General features: G+C 73.7%; 20 protein-coding genes. 13 read left to right on the top strand and 7 right to left on the bottom strand.

What is annotated here, in order from left to right:
- Nucleotides 1-16 precede the first annotated feature (16 nt).
- Nucleotides 17-1,111, bottom strand: coding sequence for a threonine synthase (thrC, locus tag ABD236_RS13300; RefSeq protein ID WP_344074224.1), 1,095 nt, complete (start codon nucleotides 1,109-1,111; stop codon nucleotides 17-19).
- Between the two features lie 84 nt (nucleotides 1,112-1,195).
- Between thrC and ABD236_RS13295 the strand changes: the two genes are divergently transcribed.
- The gene (locus tag ABD236_RS13295; RefSeq protein ID WP_344073769.1) at nucleotides 1,196-2,032 is read left to right on the top strand and encodes a MurR/RpiR family transcriptional regulator; all 837 of its coding nucleotides are present in this window, start codon (nucleotides 1,196-1,198) and stop codon (nucleotides 2,030-2,032) included.
- Nucleotides 2,033-2,076: 44 nt separating this feature from the next.
- Here the strand turns inward: ABD236_RS13295 and ABD236_RS13290 are convergent, their stop codons facing one another.
- The gene (locus tag ABD236_RS13290) at nucleotides 2,077-3,021 is read right to left on the bottom strand and encodes a GlxA family transcriptional regulator (protein ID WP_344073768.1); all 945 of its coding nucleotides are present in this window, start codon (nucleotides 3,019-3,021) and stop codon (nucleotides 2,077-2,079) included.
- Between the two features lie 302 nt (nucleotides 3,022-3,323).
- On the opposite strand from ABD236_RS13290, the gene ABD236_RS13285 reads away from it, so the two are divergent.
- From ABD236_RS13285 to ABD236_RS13255, 7 genes are all read left to right on the top strand, one after another.
- On the top strand, nucleotides 3,324-4,595 hold the full coding sequence (locus ABD236_RS13285) for a phenylacetate--CoA ligase family protein (RefSeq protein ID WP_344073767.1): 1,272 nt from the start codon (nucleotides 3,324-3,326) through the stop codon (nucleotides 4,593-4,595).
- Nucleotides 4,592-5,890 carry an MFS transporter gene (locus ABD236_RS13280; RefSeq protein WP_344073766.1) on the top strand — a complete coding sequence of 433 codons (1,299 nt, stop codon included), beginning with the start codon at nucleotides 4,592-4,594 and terminating at the stop codon, nucleotides 5,888-5,890. Before ABD236_RS13285 ends, ABD236_RS13280 begins: the two co-directional genes overlap by 4 nt.
- Nucleotides 5,887-7,023, top strand: a complete 1,137-nt coding sequence (locus tag ABD236_RS13275; RefSeq protein WP_344073764.1) for a GNAT family N-acetyltransferase — start codon at nucleotides 5,887-5,889, stop codon at nucleotides 7,021-7,023. Before ABD236_RS13280 ends, ABD236_RS13275 begins: the two co-directional genes overlap by 4 nt.
- Entirely contained in the window at nucleotides 7,020-8,168 is a 1,149-nt protein-coding gene (locus tag ABD236_RS13270; protein WP_344073763.1) for a LuxE/PaaK family acyltransferase, read from the top strand. The genes ABD236_RS13275 and ABD236_RS13270 overlap by 4 nt, the downstream gene beginning before the upstream one ends.
- Nucleotides 8,165-10,699, top strand: a complete 2,535-nt coding sequence (locus ABD236_RS13265; protein WP_344073762.1) for an acyl-CoA reductase — start codon at nucleotides 8,165-8,167, stop codon at nucleotides 10,697-10,699. Before ABD236_RS13270 ends, ABD236_RS13265 begins: the two co-directional genes overlap by 4 nt.
- Before the next feature lie 322 nt (nucleotides 10,700-11,021).
- The gene (locus tag ABD236_RS13260) at nucleotides 11,022-12,491 is read left to right on the top strand and encodes a SulP family inorganic anion transporter (protein ID WP_344073761.1); all 1,470 of its coding nucleotides are present in this window, start codon (nucleotides 11,022-11,024) and stop codon (nucleotides 12,489-12,491) included.
- Between the two features lie 120 nt (nucleotides 12,492-12,611).
- The gene (locus tag ABD236_RS13255) at nucleotides 12,612-13,241 is read left to right on the top strand and encodes a DUF4232 domain-containing protein (RefSeq protein WP_344073760.1); all 630 of its coding nucleotides are present in this window, start codon (nucleotides 12,612-12,614) and stop codon (nucleotides 13,239-13,241) included.
- Nucleotides 13,242-13,262: 21 nt separating this feature from the next.
- Here ABD236_RS13255 and ABD236_RS13250 read toward each other — a convergent pair whose 3' ends face one another.
- Nucleotides 13,263-14,078: a uracil-DNA glycosylase family protein gene (locus ABD236_RS13250; protein ID WP_344073759.1), complete on the bottom strand. Its 816-nt coding sequence runs from the start codon at nucleotides 14,076-14,078 to the stop codon at nucleotides 13,263-13,265.
- A 145-nt stretch (nucleotides 14,079-14,223) separates the two neighbouring features.
- On the opposite strand from ABD236_RS13250, the gene ABD236_RS13245 reads away from it, so the two are divergent.
- The 3 genes from ABD236_RS13245 (at nucleotide 14,224) to ABD236_RS13235 (ending at nucleotide 19,200) form a co-directional block, all read left to right on the top strand.
- Nucleotides 14,224-15,855, top strand: coding sequence for an amidohydrolase family protein (locus ABD236_RS13245; RefSeq protein WP_344073758.1), 1,632 nt, complete (start codon nucleotides 14,224-14,226; stop codon nucleotides 15,853-15,855).
- A gap of 44 nt (nucleotides 15,856-15,899) precedes the next feature.
- On the top strand, nucleotides 15,900-16,139 hold the full coding sequence (locus ABD236_RS13240; RefSeq protein WP_344073756.1) for a hypothetical protein: 240 nt from the start codon (nucleotides 15,900-15,902) through the stop codon (nucleotides 16,137-16,139).
- A 130-nt stretch (nucleotides 16,140-16,269) separates the two neighbouring features.
- On the top strand, nucleotides 16,270-19,200 hold the full coding sequence (locus ABD236_RS13235; protein WP_344073755.1) for a hypothetical protein: 2,931 nt from the start codon (nucleotides 16,270-16,272) through the stop codon (nucleotides 19,198-19,200).
- Between the two features lie 13 nt (nucleotides 19,201-19,213).
- On the opposite strand, the gene ABD236_RS13230 is transcribed toward ABD236_RS13235, so the two are convergent.
- Together ABD236_RS13230 and ABD236_RS13225 are read right to left on the bottom strand one after the other, a co-directional pair.
- Nucleotides 19,214-20,404: an alcohol dehydrogenase catalytic domain-containing protein gene (locus tag ABD236_RS13230; protein ID WP_344073754.1), complete on the bottom strand. Its 1,191-nt coding sequence runs from the start codon at nucleotides 20,402-20,404 to the stop codon at nucleotides 19,214-19,216.
- A 172-nt stretch (nucleotides 20,405-20,576) separates the two neighbouring features.
- Nucleotides 20,577-21,104 (bottom strand): GNAT family N-acetyltransferase, encoded by a 528-nt coding sequence (locus ABD236_RS13225; protein WP_344073753.1) that lies wholly within the window; start codon nucleotides 21,102-21,104, stop codon nucleotides 20,577-20,579.
- A gap of 133 nt (nucleotides 21,105-21,237) precedes the next feature.
- On the opposite strand from ABD236_RS13225, the gene ABD236_RS13220 reads away from it, so the two are divergent.
- On the top strand, nucleotides 21,238-22,023 hold the full coding sequence (locus tag ABD236_RS13220; RefSeq protein ID WP_344073752.1) for a phosphotransferase: 786 nt from the start codon (nucleotides 21,238-21,240) through the stop codon (nucleotides 22,021-22,023).
- 88 nt (nucleotides 22,024-22,111) lie between these two features.
- On the opposite strand, the gene ABD236_RS13215 is transcribed toward ABD236_RS13220, so the two are convergent.
- Nucleotides 22,112-22,378 carry a hypothetical protein gene (locus ABD236_RS13215; protein ID WP_344073751.1) on the bottom strand — a complete coding sequence of 89 codons (267 nt, stop codon included), beginning with the start codon at nucleotides 22,376-22,378 and terminating at the stop codon, nucleotides 22,112-22,114.
- A 420-nt stretch (nucleotides 22,379-22,798) separates the two neighbouring features.
- Nucleotides 22,799-23,680 carry a GNAT family N-acetyltransferase gene (locus ABD236_RS13210; RefSeq protein ID WP_344073750.1) on the bottom strand — a complete coding sequence of 294 codons (882 nt, stop codon included), beginning with the start codon at nucleotides 23,678-23,680 and terminating at the stop codon, nucleotides 22,799-22,801.
- Nucleotides 23,681-23,896: 216 nt separating this feature from the next.
- On the opposite strand from ABD236_RS13210, the gene ABD236_RS13205 reads away from it, so the two are divergent.
- A complete protein-coding gene (locus ABD236_RS13205; RefSeq protein ID WP_344074223.1) occupies nucleotides 23,897-24,436 on the top strand; it encodes a GNAT family N-acetyltransferase in 540 nt (179 codons plus the stop codon).
- Nucleotides 24,437-24,681 lie beyond the last annotated feature (245 nt).

Genomic DNA, 24,681 nt, shown 5'->3' with positions numbered 1-24,681 from the left:
CGCCCCCGCGCGGCTGTCAGACGGTCAGGCGCAGGGCCTGGGCCACATCGGCCGTGCGGGCCGAGGACGTGGTGGACTCGTAGCCACCGCGCATCGAGGCGTCCGGGTCCTTGAGGCCGTTGCCGGTGACCGTGACCACCACGCGCTGTCCGGCGTCGAGGCGGCCCGCGCGGTGCTCGGCCAGCAGACCGGCGACACCGGCCGCCGAGGCGGGCTCGACGAAGACGCCCTCGTGGCGGGCGACGAGCCGGTACGCGTCGAGGATCTGCTCGTCGGTGACGGCGCCGATCAGCCCGTCGGAGCCGTCGCGCGCCGCGATCGCGCCCGCCCAGGAGGCGGGGTTGCCGATACGGATCGCGGTGGCCACCGTCTCCGGCGCGGCCACCACCTCGCCGTGCACCAGCGGGGCCGCGCCCGCCGCCTGGAAGCCCCACAGCCGGGGCGCGCGGGTGGTGAGACCGGCGGTGCCGTACGCCTGGTAGCCGCGCCACAGGGCCGTGATGTTCCCGGCGTTGCCGACCGGCAGGCAGTGGAGGTCCGGCGCGTCGCCCAGCGCGTCCACGATCTCGAAGGCGACGGTCTGCTGGCCCGCCAGACGGTGGTCGTTGACCGAGTTCACCAGGGCGACCGGGTGGTGCTCGGCCAGCTCGCGGGCGATGCGCAGACAGTCGTCGAAGGAGCCGGTCACCTCGACGATCTCGGCGCCGTAGCGGACCGCCTGGGCGAGCTTTCCGAGCGCGATGTGGCCCCGGGGGACCAGGACGGCGGCGGTGATGCCGGCGCGGGCCGCGTAGGCGGCGGCCGAGGCGCTGGTGTTGCCGGTCGAGGCGCACACCACCGTGCGGGCGCCCGCCTCCACGGCCTTGCTGACCGCGACCGTCATCCCCCGGTCCTTGAACGAGCCGGTGGGGTTGGCACCCTCCACCTTCAGCCAGACGTCGCAGCCGGTGAGCGCTGACAGATGGGTGGCCGGGACGAGCGGGGTGTTGCCCTCGTGCAGCGAGACGACGGGTGTGGCGTCCGTGACGGGCAGCCAGGAGCGGTAGCCGTCGATGAGGCCGCGCCAGGGCCGGGTCCGTACGGCGGTGCTTGCGGAGGAGCGCTCGTCTATAGTCACGAACGTTACTCTAACCCGAGATTTTTAGAGGTTGCGTAACAATCGTTTCTTCATCGGCGACGGCGGCGGGGGAGTGGCATGGCGAACGACGACGAGGTGGCGGCCCGGCTCGGGGCGGTCTATCCGGAGCTGCCGCGCGGGGAGCAGGCCATCGTGCGCGTCCTGCTCGACGACTACCCCTTCGCCGCGCTGGGCTCGCTGCGCTCCCTCGCGGACCGGGCGAAGGTCAGCCCGCCGACCGCCTCCCGGCTCTTCGCCCGGCTCGGCTGGTCCGGCTTCGCCGACTTCCAGGCCGCGGTACGGGCCGAGGGCCGCGAGCACGACCGCTCCCGGCTGCGCGAGTTCGTCGCCACCGCCCCCGACGGCCCGCGCCGGGCCGCCGAGCAGCTCAGGGCCGGACTCGACGCCACCGTCGCCGCGGCCGGCGAACCGCTGCTCGGCCGGATCGCCGCGCTGCTCTCCCAGGCGCGCGGGGTGTGGGGCATGGGCGGCCCGCTGAGCGAACTCGCCGCCGACTACCTGGTCCGCCAGCTGGCCAGCCTGCGCCCGGGGGTGCGCCGGGTGCCGGACGGGGCGGCCGAGCGGGCCCGGGTGCTGCTGGACCTGGGCCCGGGCGACCTGGTCGTCGCGTACGACTTCCGCCGCTACAGCGACACCACCGCGCGCTTCGTCCGCGCGGCCCGGGCGCGGGGCGCGCGGCTCGTGCTGGTCACCGACGCCTGGGAGTCCCCGCTGGCCGCCCAGGCCGAGGTGCTCCTGCGGCTGCCCCGGGACGCGGCGGGCCCCATCGCGCCGCTCACCCACGAGATCGCGGTGACCGAGCTGATCCTGGTCGCGACCGTCCCGCTGCTCACCGAGTCGCCCGGGCGACTGGAGAACCTCGACGCGCTGACGGCGGAGCTGGGCCAGGACTGACCGGGGCGCGGACGGTCGGCTGTGCTGCGGCGGCGTCCGGCCGGTCAGACCCGCTGGAAGCTGCGTCGGTAGGCGTGCGGGCTGGTGCCGGTCAGGCGCTTGAAGCGGTCCCGGAAGGCGGTGGGGGAGCCGAAGCCGACCTGGCGGGCGATGCGGTCCACGGGGTGGGCGGTGGTCTCCAGGAGGTGCTGGGCCCGGCGGATCCGCGCCAGGTGCAGCCACTGGAGCGGCGAGGTGCCGGTCTGCTCGCGAAAGCGCCGGTGCAGGGTGCGCGCGCTCATCCCGGCGCGCGCGGCGAGGTCGTCGAGGGTGAGGTCCTCGCCCGCGTTCTCTTCCATCCAGCGCAGCAGCGGCTCCATCGTCGAGCCGCGCGGGGCGGGCGGATGCTCGGGGACGATGAACTGGGCCTGCCCGCCCTCGCGTTCCAGCGGCATCACCGACAGCCGTGCCGCGTCGGCCGCCACCGCCGAGCCCAGATCGCGGCGGATCATGTGCAGGCACAGATCGAGACCGGCGGCGGCGCCCGCCGAGGTGAGCACCCGGCCGTTGTCGACGTAGAGCACGGCCGGGTCGACGTCGACGGCGGGGTGGCGCTCGGCCAGCAGCGCGGCGGCGGCCCAGTGCGTGGTGGCCCGCCGGCCGTCCAGGAGGCCGGTGGCGGCGAGCACGAAGGCGCCCGTGCAGATGGAGGCGATCCGGGCGCCCCGGGCGGCGGCCCGCCGCAGCGCGTCGAGTGCCTCGTCCGGGACCGGGGCGACGGGGTCGGCGCAGCCCGGCACCACCACCGTGTCCGCCTCGGCCAGCGCGTCCAGGCGCCAGGGGGCGCGCAGCGTGAACGCCCCGGCGTCCACCTCCTCGACGGGTGAGCACACCCGGACGCGGTAGGCGCAACGGCCGTCGGGCAGCCGGGTGCGCCGGAACACGTCGATCGGCGTGGACAGGTCGAAGGGGATGACCCCGTCGAGGGCGAGGACGGCCACGGTGTGCATGACTCCACCTTAGAAGAGTGCCCAGATCCGGCTTCGCCGCCTTCGATAGTTGCACTCTCAACTGCTATTGGCGCAAGAATCGTTGTTTTCGGCCAGGAAGACCGGTGGATGTGCGGCCAACTTTGCGATTCGCGCGCCGATGTCCCATCATCGTGACCGCGCGTCAGTTCTCGACGCGCCTCCAGGTGTCAGGGGCACGGGGAATCCCCTGTACACCGCACGATCCCGCAGGCGGCGAGCACACGGTCTCGCCTTGCCGCGGTGACTCCCGACCAGTTTCCGTTCACCTAGGCAAAGGCCGCATGTCCGCCCAGCAGCTTTCGGACCTCATCCGGTTCGCCCGTCACAACTCACCCTTCTACCAGGAGCTCTACGCGTCCCTGCCGCCGGACGCCGACCGTCTCACCGACCTGCCGGTCGTGGACCAGGAGACGTTCTGGGCGGCCAACACCCTCGACGACAACCGGGTCCTGACCGGGCCCCTGAGCGAGGCGACCGTCTACAAGACCGGCGGCACCACGGGGGCGCCCAAGTTCTCGGTCTACACCCGCGACGAGTGGCGCACCTTCGTGACCGCCTTCGGCCAGGGCCTGGTGGACACCGGTCTGCGCCCCGGCCACCGCGTCGCGGACCTCTTCTACGCGGGCGAGCTCTACGCCAGCTTCCTCTTCGTGCTCGACTCGCTCGCCCACGCCCCCGTCGACAACGTACGGCTGCCCATCGGCGGCGCCGCGCCCCTCCAGTCGACGGTGGCGACCCTGCGCGACTTCGCGGCCCAGGTCCTGACGGGCACCACCTCCACGCTGTGCCGCCTCGCCGAGCACGTCCTCGCCGCGGACCTGCGGCTGGACGCGGTGGAGCTGGTGCTCTTCGGCGGTGAGGCCCTCTTCGCCGACCAGCGGCGGCTGCTGACCGCCGCCTTCCCCAACGCGGCCGTCCGCTCGGTCGGTTACGCGAGCGTCGACGCGGGGCTGCTCGGCCGCCCGGTGCCCGGCGCCGACCCCCGGGTGCACCGCGCCTTCACCCCGTACTCCGTCGTCGAGATCCTCGACGACACCACCGGCGAGCCCCTCACCGAGCCCGGCCGCCCCGGCCGGGTCGTGGTGACCAGCCTCTTCCGCCGGCTGATGCCCGTCATCCGCTACCCCGCGGGCGACCGCGCCGAGTGGACGGACACCGGCCTCGGCCACTTCCGCATCCTCGGCCGCGCCGAGGAAGGCGTACGGGTGGGACCCGTGTCCCTGTACGCGCAGGACGCGCAGGACGCCGTCGCCCAGGCGGACACCGAGGGCCGCATCGTCGGCATGCAGCTGGTCGTCCGCCGCTGGCAGGGCCGCGACGGACTGGTGCTGCGGCTCGCCACCGCCCCGGGCGACGACGACCCGGCCGCGCTCGACGTGCTCACCAAGGCCGTCGTCACCGAGCTGGAGAGCGCCCGGCCGCTGTACCCGGACAGTGTGAGCGCCGGGTTCGTGCACCCGCTCTCCGTCGAGTGGGCACGCCACCGCGACCTGGTCGTCAACCCGCGTACGGGCAAGCTCGTCCGCGTCCTGGACGAGAGGCCGACCGAATGAGCACCCCCCTCGTGGACGAGGGTCGCCGCAGGCCGCTCGTCCTGCGCAACCGCGCCTTCGGCGCCGTGTGGCTGAGCCAGGTCCTGACCCAGGCCGCCGTCCGGATGTTCCAGGTCGGCGTCTCCTGGTGGCTGGTGGCCTACGCCGTCGACGGCGGACGGGGCCTGGCCTCGGGCCTGTTCATGGCGGTCAGCACCCTGCCCGCCGTGGCGCTCGCGCCCGTGGTGGCCCGCGTCGTCGCCCGCAGCGCCCACCGCTCGGTGCTGCGTACGGCCGCCGCCGTGGCCGGGGCCGTCGCCCTCGCCCTGGCCGTCTGGGCCTGGACCAGCGGGCTGCCGCTGGCCGCCGTCTACGCCGCCACGCTCGCCCTCGCCACCTGCCAGGCCTTCTTCGACCCCTGTCTGACCACCTCGGTGCCCGAACTCGTCGACGACGAGGACATCGAGGCGGCCACCGGGTTCGAGCTGTCCACCCAGTCCCTGGCCGGTCTCGGCGGCGCGCTGCTCGGCGCGGTGACCGTCGACCGCGCGGGCGTGGCCGGTCTCGGCGCGGGCTGCGGAGCCGCCTACCTCGCCGCCGCGCTGCTCGTCGCGGGCGTCCGCTTCCGTACCGCGCCCGGCGCCGACGGCGATGCCGCCGCGACGGACGCGCCCGGACAGCGCACGCTCCGCGCCATCCTGGGCCACCTCCCGTACGTACGGAGGATCCTGGTCTGCTTCACCGCGGCCAACCTCTTCACCACCGCCGTCTTCGTCGTCATCCCGCTCTACACCCGGACCGTCCTCGACGACGGCGGCTCCACCGTGGCCCTCCTGGAGGCGTCGCTCGGGTGCGGCACGCTCATCGGCTCGTTCACCGGCGCCCGGGTCCCGGGGCGGCCCACCGTCACCGGTGCCTGCTGTCTGACGCTGATGGCGTGCGCCCTGGCGCTGCCCGGCCTGTTCGCGGGGCGGCTGGTCTTCGCCGGGTGCCTCGTGGTGGCGGGCTGGTGCGTCGGCGTGATCGGGGTGCGCTTCGTGGCCCTGTTCCAGCGGCTGGTGCCCGCCGCCGACAAGCCGGGCTTCTTCGCGGTGATGCAGGCGGTCCTCGGCGCCTCCTTCCCGGTGGCCTCGCTGCTGTTCGGCCTGGCGGGGGACCACCTCAGCGCGCAGACCCTCTGCCTGGTGCAGGCGGCCGGCCTGCTGCCCGCCACCGTCGCCCTGGCGCTGCTGGGAGACCCCAACCCGCCGACCTTGGAGGCGAGTTCGGGCGACACGGCCGAGCGCGCTCCGCAGACCGTGGGGAGCGAGCGATGAGCGCCCTGGTGGCACCGGCCACCGGCGCCGACATCGCAGAGCTGCGCCAGCTCTACTACGCCGTCTACGGCCCCCACTACCCCGCCGGGCTCGGCACCGACCCCGCCGAGATGGCCCGCCTCATCCAGGACCCCGACTCCCTGTGGCTGGTGGCCCGTTGCCCGGACACCGGCGCACTGGCCGCGTCGGCCGCCATCCACGGCGAGCCCGGCAGCCGGATCGGCCGCCTCGAAGGCCTCGCCGTCCACCCCGACCACCGCGCCGGCGGCCTCGCCGCCACCCTGACCGAGGCACTGTGCGCCGGAATGCTGGACAGCGGGCGCCTGGACTCGGTGTACGCGACGGTCCGCACGGTCAGCGCCGGGCCCCAGCGCGTCGTCGCCCGCAACGGGTTCCGCCCGCTGGGCGTCCTGCCCAACGCCGTGGATCTCAGCAGCCGCGAGAGCCTGGCACTCTACGCGCGTCACTCGACCGGTGTGCTGGAGCGCCGTGTACCGGTCACCGAGGTGCCCGCGCCGCTGCTGCCGCTCCTGAAGGCCGTGGAGAGCTGTCTGGGCGTCAGCTACGGCGACGTCCGCGCCACCAGCCCGCTCCCGGCGGCCGGGCCCGGACCCGTCGAGCGCCTGGAGATGATCGAGGCGCCCGCCTTCGTACGCCGCCGCTTCCACGAGCGCTTCCCCGACACGGCCGGCTGGTTCTACCCGCTGCACACGCCCAACGTGCTGCTCACCCCCGACGACGGCCGGTTCGAGGTGTACGCGTACCTCAACCGCACCGGCGGCTACTGCTCGCTGCTGACCGCCCACCCCGACCCGGCCGCCGCGGCCGACCACCTCGAACCCGTCACCCGCGCCCTGACCCGGGCCGGGGCGGGCTATGTGGAGGCGCTGGTGCCGCTCGCGCACCACCAGGCGCTCTCCGCGTTCCTGGCCCAGGGGTTCGTCGCGGGCGCGCTCTATCCGGCGATGCGCGCGGACGGCGACGGCTTCCACGACTACGTCGTCCTCTCGCGCACCACCGAGCAGATCGACTTCCGCGGCGTCGTCGTCGAGCCGCCCCTCCAGCCCTATCTGGACTGCTATCTGTCGGCCTGGGCGTCGACCTACCTGCCCACCCTAGAGGTTGCCTCATGAACCCCCATCTCGCCCCGGTCGGCGTCCCCGACCCCGCCCTGCTGTCGCATGTGCAGGAGCTGTGCGACCTGAGTGACCCGTACGCCTGCGGGCCCGCCGAGGACGAGCTGTTCGCCGCGGCCATGGCGCAGACCAACGCCTGGCACGCGGAGCGCTCCCCGTTCTTCCGCTCGCTGTACGAGGCGACGCCGCCCGCGCACCCGTACCGCGCCCCGCTGGTGCACGCCAACTTCTTCAAGCGCCACGAAGTGCTGTCCATCCCGCGCGAGGACGTCGACCTGCATCTGACCTCGTCGGGCACCACCGGCCAGAAGTCGCAGATGTTCTTCGACACCTGGACCATCCGCTCGGCCCAGCGCATGGTCGCCCGCATCTTCGAGCGCAACGGCTGGATCACCCCCGACCAGGAGGTCAACTACCTCCTCTACAGCTACGAGCCGGCCCCCGCCCTCAACCTCGGCACCGCCTTCACGGACAACTACCTCTGCGACTTCGCGCCCGCCCGCAGTGTGGAATACGCGCTGCGCAACACCGGCGCCGGCCACGAGTTCGACCCGTTCGGCTGCGTCGCCGCGCTGCGCCGCTTCGAGAGCGACGGCGCCCCGGTCCGGATCCTGGGCTTCCCCGCCTTCCTCTACTTCACCCTGGAGCGGATGCGCGCCATGGGGATGGCGCCGCTGCGGCTGCCCGAGGGCTCCCTGGTCATCCTCGGCGGCGGCTGGAAGGGCCACGCCGACCAGCGCATCGGCAAGGACGAGATGTACGCCCGCGTCACCGAACAACTCGGCATCCCGGGCGAGCGCATCCGCGACACCTTCGGCTCCGTCGAGCACTGCGTCCCGTACATCGAATGCGACCACCACCGGCTGCACGCCCCCGTCTGGTCGCGGGTCGCCATCCTCTCCACCAGCACGCTGGAACCCCTCCCGTACGGCGAGACCGGCTATCTGCACCTCGTCTCCCCGTACATCACCTCCGTACCGGCGCAGAGCGTCGTCATGGGCGACCTCGCCTCGCTGCACCCGGGCGCGGAGTGCGGCTGCGAGCTCGGCACCGACTGGTTCACCGTCCACGGGCGCGCCGGAGTGAGCCGCAACAAGAGCTGCGCGGTGGCCGCCGCCGAACTGATGAAGGGCATGTCGTGACCGTGCAGGACACCATGGACCGGGCTGACCGGGCTGACCGACACCACTACTGGCAGGGCGCGTTCATCGGGGACGAGGAGGCCGGGCGGCGCCTGGCCGACCTGCCCGCCGCCGTGGAGGAGGCGCTGGCGAACCCGCTGGAGACCGAGACGGTGCTGGCCGCCTGCGACGCGCTCGCCACGGCCCTGCGCGATCCGGCGCACCCGGTACGCGAACGGCTCGCCCGGCAGCTGGCCGAGGGCGAGGACCCCGCGCTCCTCGACGAGCTGGGCACCTACTTCAGCCGCACCGAGCTCACCCGCAAGCTCCGCCGCGAACTGGGCGGCACCGCCCCGGGGCGGCTCAACCGGCCCGACGCCCGCGAGACGGTCTACGAGGCCTGGGCGCCGGTCGGCCTGGTCGCGCACATCGCGCCGGGCAACGCGGCCTCCGTCGCCCCGCTCAGCATCGTCGAGGGCCTGCTCGCCGGGAACGTCAACATCCTCAAGACCAGCGGCGGCGACACCCTGCTCACCCAGTACCTGCTGGCCGAGCTGGTCGCGCTCGACACCACCGGCGCCCTCGCCGCCCGTGTCATCGTGCTGCGCTTCTCCTCCTCCCGGCAGGACTGGCTGGCGCTGATGTGCGCGCCCGCCGACGCCGTCGCGGTCTGGGGCGGCGAGAGCGCCGTCGAGGGTGTCTCCGCGCATGTGCCGCCGGGCTGCCGGCTGGTGGAGTGGGGACACCGCATCTCCTTCGCCTACCTCACCCGAGACACCTGGCACGAGAGCGCGACGCTGGAAGCCCTCGCGGACGATGTGTGCCTGTACGAGCAGCAGGCCTGCTCCAGCCCCCAGGTGGTCTACCTCGACACCGAGGACGAGCAGGACGTCTTCGCCTTCGCTCAGCGCTTCGCGGACGTGCTGGCCGCCCGGCCCGCCGCCGCGCCCGCGCCCGGCGCTCCCGACCTCGCCGCGCAGGCCGAGCTGACCACCACCGAACTCGTCGCCCGCCTGGAGGAACACCTCGGTCTCACCCGGGTGTTCGCCGCCGCCGACGGCTCCTGGCGGGTCATGGCCGACACCCGGCCCGCCCTCACCGCCTCGCCGCTGCACCGCAGTGTGTGGGTCAAGCCGCTGCCGCGCGAGAAGCTGATCGGCGCCCTGCGCCCGATGCGCCGCTACCTCCAGACCGCCGGCGTCGCGGCGAGCCCCACCGACACCGCCGAGCTCTCCCGGGCGGTGTTCGCCGCGGGCGTCACCCGGGTCACCCCGCTGGGCGCCATGCTCGACGGGTACTCGGGCGAGCCGCACGACGGCGTGTACGCGCTCCAGCGCTACAGCCGGCGCGTCGCGGTCCAGGCCGACGCCCGGTTCGCCACCACCGCCTGTCTGGACGACCTGGCCCGGCCCGTCGTCCTGCCGCCGCCGACCGGCCCGCTGACCGGCAAGGAGGAGGTCCAGGAGCTCAACCGCCAGGTGTCCAGGGCCGACGCCGAGCTGTACTTCCGCAGCGGCGGCAGCACCGGCGACCCGGCGCTCTCGCTGTTCAGCTACGACGACTACGACACCCAGATGCACGCCGCCGCCCGCGGTCTGCTCGCCGCGGGCTACGACCCGACGGCCGACCGCACCGCCAACCTCTTCTACTGCGGCGGCATGTACGGCAGCTTCATCAGCTTCTTCTCCATCCTCGAGCGCCTGGGCGGCGTCCAACTGCCCCTGTCGGCGGGCCCCGACCACCGGGCCACCGCACAGGCACTCATCGCCCACGGGGCGGACACCCTCTTCGGTATGCCCTCCTACCTGTGGCAGCTGCTGCACGAGGAGGCGGACGCGCTGCGCGCGTACGGCGGCATCCGCAAGGTCTTCTACGGCGGCGAACACTTCACCGACGCCCAGCAGCGCACCCTGCGCGACACCTTCGGCATCGAGGTCGTGCGGTCCATCACGTACGGCAGCACCGACCTGGGCCCGCTCGGCTACCAGTGCGCCGAGAGCGTCGGCGGTGTCCACCATCTGCACGCCGATCTGCACACCATGGAGATACTCGACCTCGAAGCCGACCGGCCGGTGGCGCCGGGGGAGACGGGCCGGCTGGTCTTCACCACGCACGCCCGGCGCGGCCAGCACCTCGGCCGCTATGTGATCGGCGACCTCGGCCGCGCGGTCGACGGCCGCTGCCCCTGCGGCAGCCACGCCACCCGCTTCGAGCTGCGCGGCCGTACGGGTGACGTGATGCGGGTGGCCACGTACTTCCTCAACCACCGGCGCCTAGTGGCCATCGCCCAGGAGCGCGCCGGATACAGCGGCGAACTCCAGACCGTCCTCACCCGCCAGGACACCCGCGAGCGGCTCACCGTGCGGGTGGAACGGGCCGGCGCGGCGCGGCCCGACCAACTGCGCGAGGCCTTCCTCGCCGACTACCCCGAGCTGCGCTCGGCCGTGAGCGAGCGGCTGCTCGACCTCGCGGTCGAGGCGGTCGACGGCGCGTCCCTGGACCGCAGCCCCACCAGCGGCAAACTCCGTTCGGTGGTGGACCTGCGCGGTTAGTGGTCGCTCCCGTGCCCGCCCGGGCAGTGGGTCCGGGCCGGCACGGCAGCCCTCGCCGTCACCTGCGAGCGCCCCGGCAGGATCGGCAGCGGCGCCCGCGCCCCGATATGAGCCGGTCATGATCCCGGTGCGCTCTCGGCGTGCTCCTTGCCGCCCCTACCCGTCGCGGCAGAGCGCCGACCATGCTCATACCTACCTTTCCGACGGCACCCGGCCCGGCTCTGTCCGCTGCTGCCGTACGTTCCCCGACGCCGCACCATGGGCCCTTCGCCCGGTCGCGACAGTCCGCGACGTTCCTTCCCCACTGACAGAACGGAACGCCATGAACCCACGCCCCGTGCCGGCCCGCGCGCTGCGCTCCGACCTCGCCGCGTCCCTCGTCGTCTTCCTCGTCGCGCTGCCCCTGTGTGTGGGCGTGGCGGTCGCCTCCGGCGTTCCCGCCGAACTCGGCCTGGTCACCGGCATAGTCGGCGGGCTGGTCGCCGGGGTGCTGCCCGGGAGCAGCCTCCAGGTGTCCGGCCCCGCCGCCGGTCTCACCGTCCTCGTCCACAGCGCCGTCACCGAGTACGGCCTCGCCGCCCTCGGCGTCGTCGTCCTCCTGGCCGGACTCATCCAACTCGCCCTGGGCGCGCTGCGGATGGGCCGCTGGTTCCGAGCCATCTCGCCGGCCGTGGTGGAGGGCATGCTGGCGGGCATCGGTCTGCTGCTGATCGCGGGCCAGCTGTACATCCTCGCCGACCGCAAGGGCCCGGGCGCGGGGGTGCCGAACATCGCGGGTCTGCCGGGTCTCGTCGCGGAGGTGGCGCGGTCGGCGACCGCGCTCACCGCGCTGGCCGTCGGCGGCGGCACGCTCGTCGTGATGGCCGTGTGGAAGCGGCTGCCCGACCGCTGCCGGGTGCTGCCCGGCGCCCTGGCGGCGGTGGGCGGTGCCACCGCCCTGACCGTGCTGCTCGACCTGCCGGTGGCACGGGTGCGGGTGAGCGGACTCACCTCGGCCGTGCAGCCGCCGGGCTCCTCGGAGTTCGCGAAGCTCGCGGACACGGGGCTGCTTGCCACGGTGCTGGCGTTCGCGCTGATCGCCTCCGCGGAGTCGCTGTTCAGCGCGGCCGCGGTCGACCGGCTGCACACCGGGGCGCGCACCGACTACGACAAGGAGCTCATGGCGCAGGGCATGGGCAACACGGTGTGCGGGCTGCTCGGCGCCCTGCCCATGACCGCGGTCATCGTGCGCAGCGCCACCAATGTGCAGGCGGGCGCGCGGACCAAGGCGTCCCGTGTACTGCACGGCGTCTGGCTGCTGCTCTTCGCGGCTCTGCTGCCGGGCGCGCTCACCTACGTGCCCACCGCCGCGCTCGCCGGTGTCCTCGTCCACGCCGGTGTCACACTCCTGCCGGTGAGGGGCCTGTCGGCGCTCTGGAACACCCACCGGGGCGAGGCGGTGGTGCTGGCGGCGACGGCGCTCGCCATCTTGCTGACCAACATGTTCGAGGGCGTCCTCATCGGTCTGCTGCTGGCCGTGGTGAAGGCCGCCTGGGAGACCTCCCATGTCCACATCGAGGTCACCGACGACGGGAAGGGCCCGGTGAGCGCCCATGTGGTCGGCAACGCCACCTTCCTGCGGCTGCCCCGCATCCTGGAGACACTGGAGAAACTCCCCAAGGACCGGGCCGTACACCTGCATCTGACCGGTCTGCGCCACCTCGACCACGCCTGTCTGAGCGCGCTGCGGAACTGGGCGGAGGAGCACGACCGGGCCGGCAGCGAGGAGGTCCGGCTGGTGCACCCCGGCTGAGCGGCCAGGAGGGCGTCCGGCGGCACAGGAGCGGCGGGCCTGAAACCGCGTCAGGGTGGTACGCGTCATTCTGTGTGCGGCCAGAGCCGTCATGTGGAGTACGAGGGTGAGGAGCCCACCGTGTCGCGTCCTCGAATTCTTCCGCCCGCCGTCGCCGTCGTGGCGGCCGCTCTCATGCTGAGTGGTTGCGGCGACGGCGGCTCGGGGAAGACCGCTGCCACCGGCGCCGCCCCGAGTGCGTCCGCCTCCGGGGCCGGGGGCACCTCCGGCGGCACGGCGCCGTCGCCGTCGAAACCGGCCGCCACCGGGAGCGCCGGGGCGAGTGCCGCCTCCGACGGGCGCTGCCGGACCGCCGGCCTCGGCTTCGCGATCGTGCCGGCGAGCCGCGCCAAGAACCCCAACCTCCAGTACGCGCTGACCGTGACGCTCACCAACAAGGGCGCCACGACCTGTGTGCTGAACGGGTATCCGGGCGTGGACCTGGTGGGCCCGCTGACCTGGTCGCTGGTGCGGCAGACCGCCGAGCGCCCGCACCGGGTGACCGTACGGCCGGGCGCCACCACCACCTTCACCATCTACTACCTGCCGTACACCCAGGGCAGCGGCAACGAGTTCCGGCCGACCCGCATGGTGGTCACCCCGCCGGGCGAGACGCACTCCCACACCCTGCGGTGGCCGGTCGGCTCGATCCTCCTCCAGGACGGGGCCACCCACCCGGGCACCTATGTGAGCCCGGTCGGCGCCAAGTAGCCGCGGCTCGCCGATCGTCCCTCAGGAGAAGGGGCGCTGGTCCGGCGGGATCTGGACCACGATCGTGGCGCGCTTCTCGGCCGGGGTCGCCCCCTGGCGGCTCGCCCACGGCTCGTCCGAGCGCATCCACGCCGGGAGCCCCGGCGGCAGGTCGGCCGAGGGGATGGTGGCGAGGTCGGCCGGGGTCAGCGTGCTGCCGTAGAGCGCGAGCGGCCTTTCGGTGTCGGGGGTGACGACGCCGTGCAGCGCCTCCAGCGCGCTGTTCCAGTTCGTCAGCAGCCTGGCCATGGCCTCTGCGGGGTCGGTCCCGGAGCTCGCCGCGCTGTCGGGGAAGGTGGGGTGCAGGATGTGCTGGTAGGCGCCGTCGAACGCGGCGCCCGAGGGGGTCTCGCGCCAGGTGCGGTACGCCGTGTCCGCGAGCCCGCCCAGCGCGATCACCGCCTCGATGGGCTGATGGCCCACGATGCCGTCCAGCCAGCCGTGCCGGTACGCGGCGATGTGCTCGTCCTTGGCGTGGACGTTGCCGCCCTGCTGCCCGAAGACGCTGTACACGAACGTATTGACCATCACATAGCTCGTGTCGATGCCGAGTTTCGCCAGGAAGCCCTGGAAGCGGCGGCCCGCGGTGCCGACGAGGATCCGGCGGGTGACGGCCTCGTGGGCGGCCGGGTCCTGCCCGATGACCAGCACCCGGGCCGTGCCGTCGAGGCGCCCCCGATGGAAGATCGGCCCCCACTCCACGCGGAAGTGGGCGGCCGGATAGACCTCGGGGCCGGGGTAGTCGCACACGAGTGAGGCGTACGGCTCCTGCGCGTAACCGGGGTCGAAGGGGTGCATGCGGTGCTCCTACTCCATGCGGGCGATCAGTCATGACAGAAGGTGATCAACGGATGACATTACGGCATGGTGTCTATTAAGTGATGTTCATCCGATATGTGGTGTTCATCCGTCCGCCTCGGAAGTGGCGAGAAGGGATGCCGCGATGTCGCCTGGAGCAGACGCCCCGGATACCGGCCGGTTCGCCCTGCGCGGCCGGATCGTCACCCTCGACCCGTCGGACACCGTGCTCGACGACGGGGTCCTCTATGTGTCGGGCACCCTCATCGAGGCGGTGCTGCCCGCCGACGCACCCGCACCGCCCGGCTTCGAAGACATCCACCCCGTGGACACCCGGGGCTCGGTCTACCCGGGGCTGATCGAGCTGCACAACCACCTGCCGTACGACGTGCTGCCGCTGTGGCAGGTGCCGAAGCAGTACGGCAACCGGGCGCAGTGGGGCGGCAGCTCCAACCCCGCCTACCACACCCTGGTGACGGGCCCGATGAAAGTGCTCGGCCAAGACCCCCGCCTCATGCCCGCCGTGGTGCGGTATGTCGAGGCGAAGGCCCTGGTCAACGGCACCACCACCAGCCAGGGCATCGCCCTGTTCAGCAACGCGGGCGCCCGCCGGATGTACCGGGGCATCGTCCGCAACGTCGAGCAGACCGACGCGCCCGACCTGCCCGAGGCGGCCTCCCGGATCGCCGACGTGGAGGCGGCGGACGCCGAGAAGTTCCTGGCCCGGCTCCACCAGCCGCACCGGCTGCTGCTGCATCTGGCCGAGGGCACCGACGCGGCCGCCCGGGCGCACTTCCAGGCCCTCCAGTTCAAGCCCGGCAAGTGGGCGATCACCGAGAACCTGGTGGGCATCCACTGCACCGGTCTCACCGCCGACGACTTCACCGTCCTCGCCGCACACGGCGGCTCCATGGTGTGGTCGCCGTTCTCCAACCTCCTGCTCTACGGGAAGACCGCCGACATCGCCGCCGCCAAGGAGGCCGGTGTGCTGATGGGCCTCGGCTCGGACTGGTCGGTGTCGGGCAGCAAGGGGCTGCTCGGTGAGCTCAAGGCGGCCCGGCTCGCCTCCACCGCCGCCGGATCCGTCTTCAGCGACCAGGAGCTGGTCGCCATGGTCACCCGGGACGCGGCCCGCATCCTGCGCTGGGAGTCGGCGCTCGGGTCGCTGGGCGCCGGGAAGCGCGCGGACCTGGTCGTCGTCGACGGCGCCGAGGGCGACCCGTACACCTGCCTCGTCGACGCCCGCGACAAGGACATCCGGCTGGTCGTCGTCGACGGCGTCGCCCGCTGCGGCTCCAAGCGGCTCATGCACGCCCTCGCCCCGGGACAGACGCTGGAGCCGGTCCCCGGGATGTCGGCGGACCACGTGCTGCATCTGCACGACGGCACCGCCGACACCATCGTCGCGGGGCTGACCCTGGCGGACGCCACCGACCGGCTGACCGGCGCGCTGGCCGACCTCCCGGCGCTCGCCGCCGCCCCGGCCCCGGCGCTCACCGCGTCCCCGGACGGCGGGGTGCGGTGGCAGCTGGCCCTGGACGAGATCGAGCCCACCGGCGCCGAACTGCGCCCGCGCCTCCCGCTGGTGGGCGCCGGCGGCGAGGCGCACCCGACCGGCCCCGGCATCGGCGCGACCGCCGCCGCCCCGGCCGAGCTGGAGCCGGTGGTGCTGGACGCGCTGACCGCGTCCGGCGACCACACCTTCCTGCACACCCTGGCCGACGAGAAGAACCTGCCCGCCGACTACGCCGACGCGCTGTCCCGTCTGCTGACCTGACCCGGGGCACCCCGCGTACCGGCCTTTCGCGCAAGGAGGTTGAGATGGCCGACAGCGACAAGAACCGCAAGGACCGGGACGGCCCGGAGGGCTCTTCGCAGGAGGACGAGCCCAAGACGCCCGACCTGCCGCCGCCGACGTCACCGAAACCCGGCCAGGAGCATGGGCGCGAGGACCCCCGCCGCCGTCCGCGCGAGCAGGGCGACGGCCGCGCCGGGGAAGCCGCCCCGGACGACCAGAACGAACCGGCCGACGAAGTGGAACCGGAGGAACCTCCGGACTGACCCGCGCGTACGGTCCCGGTGGCACACCGGCGGGGACGGTGGACCACCGGGGCGGTAGGCATGACCACCGACCTCATGAGGTGACCCGATGCCTCACTCCTCGCCGCCTGTCCTGACGGCAGCCCGGCCCGTGACCGCCAGGCAGGGGTTCCTGCGGGCCTGGGTGGCGCTGGTCCCGGCGGCGCTCGGCGGCGCCTACTTCCTGTGGCGCGCCCCGGACGTCGACCTCGCCGGCCTCCAGCTCGCGGGGACGGCCGACGCGGCCCAGAAGGCGTACGACGGGCACGCCGCCGCCTTCCAGGACGCGTTGGTGGCCCATATGGTGTGGGTCGCCTGCGGCGCCGCGACGCTGCTGCTGGTGTTCCAGATCGGGCACCACGCGTACTCGGGGCTGCGCGGCCGCCAGGTCGCCCACTGGGCGATCGTGGCCACCTTCGCCGCCGCCGTGTTCGGCCTCGTCGAGAACGGTCTGCTCGTCGGCGCGTTGAACGTGCGCGGCGACGTCGGCGACTGGCCCTTCGCCACGGCCGCGGCGCTGGAGACCGTCAAGTGGCCGCTGCTCGGAGCCTCCACGGTCGTCGGCGCGATGGTGTGGGCGACCACGGTCTCCCGCGCGGGCCGGGGCCTGGTGCAGCGGGCGGCGGCCCCCGAGGCCGACACCGGCCCCGGTGACGGGGATGGCACCGGCCCCGGTGACGGCGCCGACACCGGCCATGACGGCGGGGGCCACGCGGACCACGAGCGCGCAGAGTCGCCGCCGCACCCCGGACACCCGCCCGCCACCCCGGCGTTGGTCCCGCCGTGGCCGGTCGCCGAGGCCGACGGACGGGTCTGGCCGACCGGTGTCGTCCATCCGCACGCCGAGCCCGGGATCCCCGCCGCCCACTGGCGCTACCACAGCACGACGGCCCCCGGCCGCCCGCACGCGAAGCTGGGCTTCTGCGTCTCCGGAGGCGGTATCCGCTCGGCCACCGTCACCCTCGGCGCCCTCCAGGCCCTGCGCCGCTCGCTGCGCGAGGCCCGGTACCTGGTCTCCGTCTCCGGCGGCGGCTACACGGTCGGCGCGATGCAACTGGCCCTCAACGGCGACCTCACCTCCCAGGACGCCTTCGTGCCCGGCTCGCCCGAGGAGGACCATCTGCGGCGCCACTCCAAGTACGTGGCGGACGGCACCGGGCAGTGGATGGTCGCCCTCGGGGTGCTGCTGCGCGGTCTGCTGGCGTCCCTGCTCCTGCTGGCCGCCGCGACCGCCACCATCGGGCTCGTGCTCAGCTGGGCCTACCACCACGTGCCGGTGACCGATCTGTCCCATCTGGCCGAGCCGGGCATCCGCTTCTGCGCCCACTGCACGGCCACGCCCCCGCGGCCGTCCTTCCGGGACCCGGCGCTGTGGACCCTCGCGTACACACTCGTCGCCACCGCCGGGATCTGGCTGCTGTGGCTGTGCGTCTACGTCTGGGACCGCGCCGACCGTACGGCCCGCTGGCTGGCCCGGGCCTTCCAGGCGTTCGTGGTGCTGACGCTCGCGCTGACCGCCGTGGTCGTCGTCGTCCCGATGCTCGCCTGGGCGGCGGTCCACCTCCAGACCCGGTTCCAGCTCAGCCGCCCCGACGCCACGGTGGGCGCGGGGCTCACCGTCCTGGTCACCTATGTCGCGGCGCTGGTGGGCACGTTGTGGCGGCGGCGCCAGACCGTGCGCCGGGGCCTGTCCAAGGTGATGGACGTGGTGCGCGGCCGGTCGGGCCTGAGCCGGGCGGTCCCCAACGGCCTGTTGCAGTATCTGACGGTGTGGGTCGTGCTGATCCTCCTCCTGGCCGCCTTCCTGGCCGTCCTCGGCTGGGCGACCGCCACCGGCTGGGCGTGGCCGCTGTGGCTGCAGATCTGCGTCCCGGCCGTGCTGCTGTCCATCGGCGCGCTCCTGGACCAGACGTGGATGAGCCTGCACCCCTTCTACCGCCGCCGGCTGGCCTCCGCGTTCGCGGTCCGCCGGGAGATCCTGCCCGGTACGGCGGGTACGCAGGTGGCCCGGCCGTACGACTTCGCCAACGAGACCACCTCGCTCAGCGTGTACGGGGCGCGCAAGGAGCACTTCCCCCAGGTCATCTTCGCCGGAGCGGCGAACCTCTCCGGCAGCGACCGGACCCCGCCGGGGCGCAAGGCGGTCTCCTATTCGCTCTCCCACGACTACGTCGGCGGCCCCGACGTGGGGTATGCCTGCACCGCCTGCCTGGAGCAACGCTCCCGGCGGCACATCGCGCGCGACCTCACCGTCCAGTCGGCCGTCGCGGTCTCGGGCGCCGCCTTCGCCTCGGCGATGGGGGCCCAGGCCCGCGCCTTCCAGACGCTGTTCGCGCTCTCCAACGCGCGGCTGGGCAGCTGGCTGCCCAACCCGGGCGCCCTCGCCCAGCAGTGGAACGCGCCGCGCTGGCCCTCACCCCCGGCGCCGCTGATCCGCCGGCTGCCGTATCTGCTGCGCGAGGTGTTCGGGCGCTACCCGATGGACGACCGGCTGCTGCTGGTGACCGACGGCGGCCACTACGAGAACCTCGGGCTCGTCGAACTGCTGCGGCAGGGCGTCCGTACGGCGGTGTGCATCGACGCGAGCGGCGACATCCCGCCCTTCGCCACCACCCTGGCGCAGGCCATCGCGCTCGCCCACGAGGAGCTGGGCATCACCATCACCCTGCACGAGCCGACCGAACTCGTCCCCGGCGGCAGCGAACCGCTCCAGCCCCCGGGTGTCCTCTCCGAACTCAACGCCCGTCTGTCGCGTACGTCGGTGGTCACCGGGGACATCACCTACCCCGAGGACCTGGACATCGACGGCGAGCGGAGCCGCCACGGCACGCTGATCGTGGCCCGCACCACGCTGACCAGGGACCTGCCCTACCAACTGCTCTCCTACGCGGCCTCCCACCCCGTCTTCCCGCACGACAGCACCAGCGACCAGTGGTTCGACCACCAGCAGTTCTACGCGTACCAGACCCTCGGGCGCTGCCTGGGAGAGCGGGTGCAGGAGCTGCTCGACGGGGCGGAGGCGTCCAGGGGGGAGGGCGGCTGAGACGGGGCAACGGTCAGGGCCGCAGGAGGACCTTGACGGCGCCGTCCGCCCCGCTCTCGACGATGTCGTACGCGTACGGGGCCTGCTCCAGCGGCAGATGGTGGGTGGCGAAGTCGTCCACGCCGAGCGGGTCGTCGTCGGCGAGGAAGGACATGATGTCCGCGCTCCAGCGGTGGATGTTGGCCCGGCCCGCGCGCAGCTGGACGTGCTTCTCGGCGAGCGTCATCAGCGGCAGGGGGTCGGCCGTGCCGCCGTAGTCGCCGCCGAGCGAGACCGTGCCGCCCCGGCGGACCAGGGCGATGGCGAGGTGGAGGGCGGCCAGCCGGCCGGCGCCGTTTTCCGGGGTGCGCCCGCCGTGCGGCCGGGACGCCCGCTGGTACTGGGCCAGCTTGTTGAGGAGGCCGTCGTGGGCCTCGGTGCCCACGGCGTGCACCACCGCGTCGGGGCCCCGGCCGAAGGTGTGGGTGCCGATCGCGGCGATCAGTTCGTCCCGGCTCTCGTAGTCACCCGGGTCGAACACCTCCACGCCCCGCTTGCGCGCCCGCGCCAGCCGCTCGGGCACCACGTCGACGCCGATGGCGTGCGAGGCGCCGCGTTGCAGCGCGATCCGGCAGGCCATGTCGCCGAGGGGGCCCAGACCCAGCACGGCCACCGTCCCGGCGGGCGGTATGTCCGCGTACTGGACCGCCTGCCAGGCGCTCGGCAGGACGTCGGAGAGATAGATGAAGCGGTCGTCCGGCGGACCCTCGGGCACCCGGATCGGCCCGAACTGGGCCTGCGGCACCCGCAGATACTCCGCCTGCGCGCCCGGCACCGACCCGTACCGCCCGGCGTGGCCGAAGAGCGCGGCGCCCGTGTCGTGGTCGGGGTCGTGGGTGGTCAGGCACTGGCCGGGCAGGCCCGCCGAGCACATCCAGCAGTGCCCGCAGGCGATGTGGAAGGGCACGACGACCCGGTCGCCGGGCTTCAGCTCCGTGACCTCCGAGCCGGTCTCCTCCACGATCCCGACGGCTTCGTGGCCGAGGACGTCGCCCGGCTTCATGAACGGGGCGAGCGTGGCGTGCCGCTCGTACATACGGAGGTCGAAGTCGCCGAGCCCCGTCGAGGTGACGCGCACGATCGCGTCGGTGCGCTGCTGGATCACCGGGTCCGGCACGGTCTCCACCCGGACGTTCCGCCTGCCCTGCCACGTCACAGCCCTCATCGGCGTCCCTTCCCTGTCGTCGCGCCTGCGTAGCGGGACCGGCCGGGTACCCGGGCCCCGCCGAGGGCAACCCGTGCGGGCCGACGTGTTCACGCCATAACCGTCGCAGCAGCACCGGCGCGTACGCCGGAGCCGGTCGCCGCGCCGGTGCCCGTGCGTTCCTGACGGGCGGTCAACTCCGGGTGCGGGTCAGCACCCGCGTGGTGCTGCCGTCGTCCTCGGTGATGTCGCGGACGTGCGCGAAGCCGAGCCGTTCGAGGAGCGCCAGCGACGCCCTGTTGGGTTCGGCCACGGTGGCGTGCACCTCGGTCAGGCCGAGGGTATCGAAGCCGTGGGTGACGATCGCAGCGGCCAGCTCCAGACCGAGGCCGCGGCCCCACACCTCGGGCGCCAGCGCGTAGATGATCTCGTGCCCGTCGACCTCGTCGGTCCGTTTGATCTCGGCGTGCCCGACCAGCCGCCCGTCCTGGCGGACCGCCCACACGTCGAACAGGTCCCGCGCGTACACCTTCGAGAAGACCCGCCCGAACAGGGCGCGGTCCTCGGCCTCGGAGGTGGTCCCGTCACCCATCCACCGGGACACCCGTGTGTCCTGGAAGAGCGCGACGAAGGCCTCCTCGTCGGCCGGCGTGTACCGGTCGAGCAGCAGACGGTCGGTGCGCAGGGTCGGAGCCGAGGGCGAGGGCGAGGGCGAAGTCACGAGGGGGGACGCTATCCGCGCCCTGCCCGGACCGGCAAGCGTATTGAGGGGGATGACGGGCCGGAGGCGGGAGCCCGGCCGCCGCCGGGAAATGCCGGTGCGGCGGACCTCGGTGATGGGATACAACGGGAGCATGGAAGAGCAGCGGTTGCCGGGGGGCCGGACCGTCGGCGCGGTGCGGATCGGTGACGCGGTCCACCGGGACGCCCAGCCCTGGACACCCGCCGTGCACGCGGTGCTGCGGCATCTGGAGGCCGTGGGGTTCGACGGCGCGCCCCGCGTGCTCGGCACGGACGAGCACGGCCGCGAGATGCTGACCCACCTCGCGGGGGAGACGGCCGGGGAGGAGCTCCCTTGGCCCTCGTGGGTGTACGACGACGCCGCCCTCCGGAGCGTCGGCCGCTGGGCCCGACGGCTGCACGACGCCACCGAGACGTTCGAACCGCCGCCCGGCGCGCGCTGGCTGGCCGGGCAGACCTGGCGACCCGGCCTGGTCATCGGCCACCACGACGCCGCTCCGTGGAACGCCGTGTGGCGCGACGGGGACCTGGCCGGGTTCTTCGACTGGGACACCGCCGGGCCGTCTTCGCGCGAGTTCGACCTGGCGTTCATGGCGCTGACCTGGGTACCGCTGCACGCCCGCCGGTTCGCCCGGCGCACCGGCTTCACGGACTTCGACGACCGCGCCCGGCGACTGCATCTTTTCCTCGACGCGTACGGCTACGAGGGCGACCGGGCGGCCTTCGGGGCGGTCGTCGCCCAGCGGGCCCGTACCAACGCCGAGGTGATCGACCGTATGGCGGCCGGCGGCGACCCCGTCTACACGGCGCTGCTGCCCGTCGCGGCGGAGCTGCGCGAGGCGGCCACCGAAGTGGAGGCGCTGCCCGACGCGTTCTGGCGCGGCGAGGGCACGGCGTAGGCTCACGGGCATACGGGCATACGGGGGGCGGCTCGGGCGTCCGGTTCACGCTCTGCCTGGCCGCCTTCCTTTCGTCCTCCCAGCCGCGTCAGAGATGCGCGGCGGTCATCGCCATGGCGAGGACGATGGTCATCAGCGCCAGGCTCATCATGGCCGCCCGCGCCGAACTCATCCGGTCGCCCTCCCACCCCGTGCCCGAGCCGCCGGCGCGCTGGTGGGCCCGCCGGTCCGCCTCGCGCAGCCGGGTGCACCATTCGCAGTCGGCCCCGGGCCGTGCCGGTGTGGACAGCCAGTAGGCCCCGGTCAGTTCGGCCCGGTGCGCGGTCTCCGGGCTCTGTGCAGCGTCCCTGTCCATGCCCGGTTCAACGGCGGAGCGCGGCCACGGGGAATGCGCGCGTCCGTTTCGCGATCAAATCGTTGCCACCGGGCACCGCCGAGGGGCCGCACACGAGAGCGTTCTCCGCCTCTTTGTACGTGGCCGGGGCGGCGATTGTGGCCGGGGGTTCACTGTCGCCGGACGCGCTCGGCCTGCGATGCTGGCGACAGGGCTTCCAAGCGGCCGCACCCGTCCGTGGGTACGGCCGCGCGCGTGCCGGGGACGCAGGGTTCCCCTCCCACTGCGTCCCCGGCACCCGGCGCCCGCCCCGCCGCGCGCGGGGCGGGCACCGACGGCCCGGCTCCCTGCGGGGGCGCCCACCGGGCACGGCGTGGTGCGGGCCTGGCGGTCAGGATGCGGCTCCAGGCTGTTGTGCGGCCCCGGGCGGCGGGCGGGCGGCTACAGGTCGAGCTGGTACTCGTGCGCGGCGTGCGTCGGCAGATAGCCCAGCGCGTCGTTGACGTGCCGCATGTGCGGGTTGTTGTCCGCGGTGTCGGTCAGCAGTCCGGCGAGGCGGGGGTGGCTTTCGCGGGCCTGTCGGATGGACGCGGCCTTCATCCAGCGGGCGAGGCCGTGGCCGCGGTGCTCGGGCAGGACGGCCGTGCCGTAGTGCTGGCCGTCGCCGGTGCCGTCGCCCGGGACCACGAGCTCGGTGAAGCCGACGATCGAGCCGTCCGACTCGTCGACGGCGGCCACGGTGTGCAGCTTCTCGCCGCGCCCGGCGACGGCCGCGGCCGCCGCCCTCACCCGCTCCAGGTCCCACACCACGGTGCCGAAGTCGGTGGCGCCCATCGGCATGTCGTCCATGGCCCGGCGCGAGGCCACGAACGTGTCGGCCAGCTCGTCGGGCACCGTCCCGTCCCAGGACGTCAGCCGGTAGCCGGGGTGCGGCTCCTCCACGGCCTCGGTGAGGGCCGCGAGGTCCGCGTCGGCCAGCACCAGCCGGGCGTACGTCAGCGTCAGCACCTTGGCGAAGCCGCGGGCGGCGAGGAACGCGTCACCGGGGGAGTCCGCCTCCGCCTGCGCGATCATGCTGCGCCGGCCGTCCTGGCGGGCCGCCTCGACGGCCGCTTCCAGCAGCCGCGAGGCCACGCCCGCGCGGCGCTCGGCGGAGTGGACCTGGATGTCCAGTTCGGCGAGGTGGTCCTGGCCGGGCCGGGTGAACAGCCGCAGGAAAGCGGATCCGACCGGAGCGCCGTCGGCCCCCGAGGCCAGCCAGACGAGTCGGCGGCCCGCGGTGTTCTCGGCGGGGTCGGACAGAGCGGTGATGCGCAGCGACAAGGTGTCTCCATCGCGAGAGGGGTGGGAAGGAGGCCGGTCCGGGGGCGCCCGCGTCGCCCGGCGGCCGGCCGCGGGCAGGGCAGGGCCACCACGTCGGTCCCCCGCCCCCGTCGTATATCCGCGTGCGTGCGAGGCGCCCCGCGGCCTACGCTCGCGGCCATGACATCACATGATCAGCGAGAAAGCTCCCCGATTACCGCCGCCGACGAGGAGCTGGTGATCCGTCAGGAGACGGCCGCGGACCACCCGGCGGTACGCGAGGTGCACGTCCGCGCGTTCGGGCCCGAGCCGGTCCCCGCGCTGGTGGAGGCGCTGCGTACGGCACCGGCCGCGCTGGCGCCGATGTCCTTCGTGGCCGAACTCGGCGGCCGGGTGGTCGGGCACGTGCTGCTGAGCGCCGCGCGCCTGGACGCGCCGCGCCGGATCGTGGATGTCATGACCCTCTCGCCGCTCGGCGTCCACCCCGACGCGCAACGCCGGGGCATCGGCGCCCGCCTCATCGCGCACGCCCTCGCGGCGGCCGACGAGCAGGGGGTGCCGTTGGTGTTCCTGGAGGGTTCGCCGGTGTACTACCGCACGCGCGGTTTCCAGGCGGCGAGCCCGCTGGGCTTCCGCTCGCCGTCCCTGCGCATCCCCGACCCCGCCTTTCAGGTCGCCCCGCTGTCCGCCCACGAGCCGTGGATGACCGGCACCCTCGTCTACTCGGACACCTTCTGGGCCCTCGACTGCGTGGGGCTGCGCGACCCGGAGGCCTGACAGGTCTCCCCGGCCGCGACGACCGCGCCGCGTCCGGGGCCCGCCGACCGCAGGGGCCCGCCGCTCGGCGGGCCCTTTCGCGTGCCCACGCCCTGGCCCGGATCCGCCGAGGCCCCCAACCACCCGGTCCAGTCAGGGGCCTTGACGCCTCCCGGTGACCTTCCTACTGTTTGATGCTGCTCAGTTGAGTTCGCTTGTGATCGAAAATGTGCGTGCTTGTAGGTGATTGCCTCTCAGAGAGGGTC

Source organism: Streptomyces crystallinus (genome assembly GCF_039521265.1).
GTDB classification, from domain to species: Bacteria; Actinomycetota; Actinomycetes; order Streptomycetales; family Streptomycetaceae; genus Streptomyces; species Streptomyces crystallinus.
Note: the sequence above shows the minus strand (reverse complement) of the source record. Positions and strands in the feature narration are given on the sequence as shown.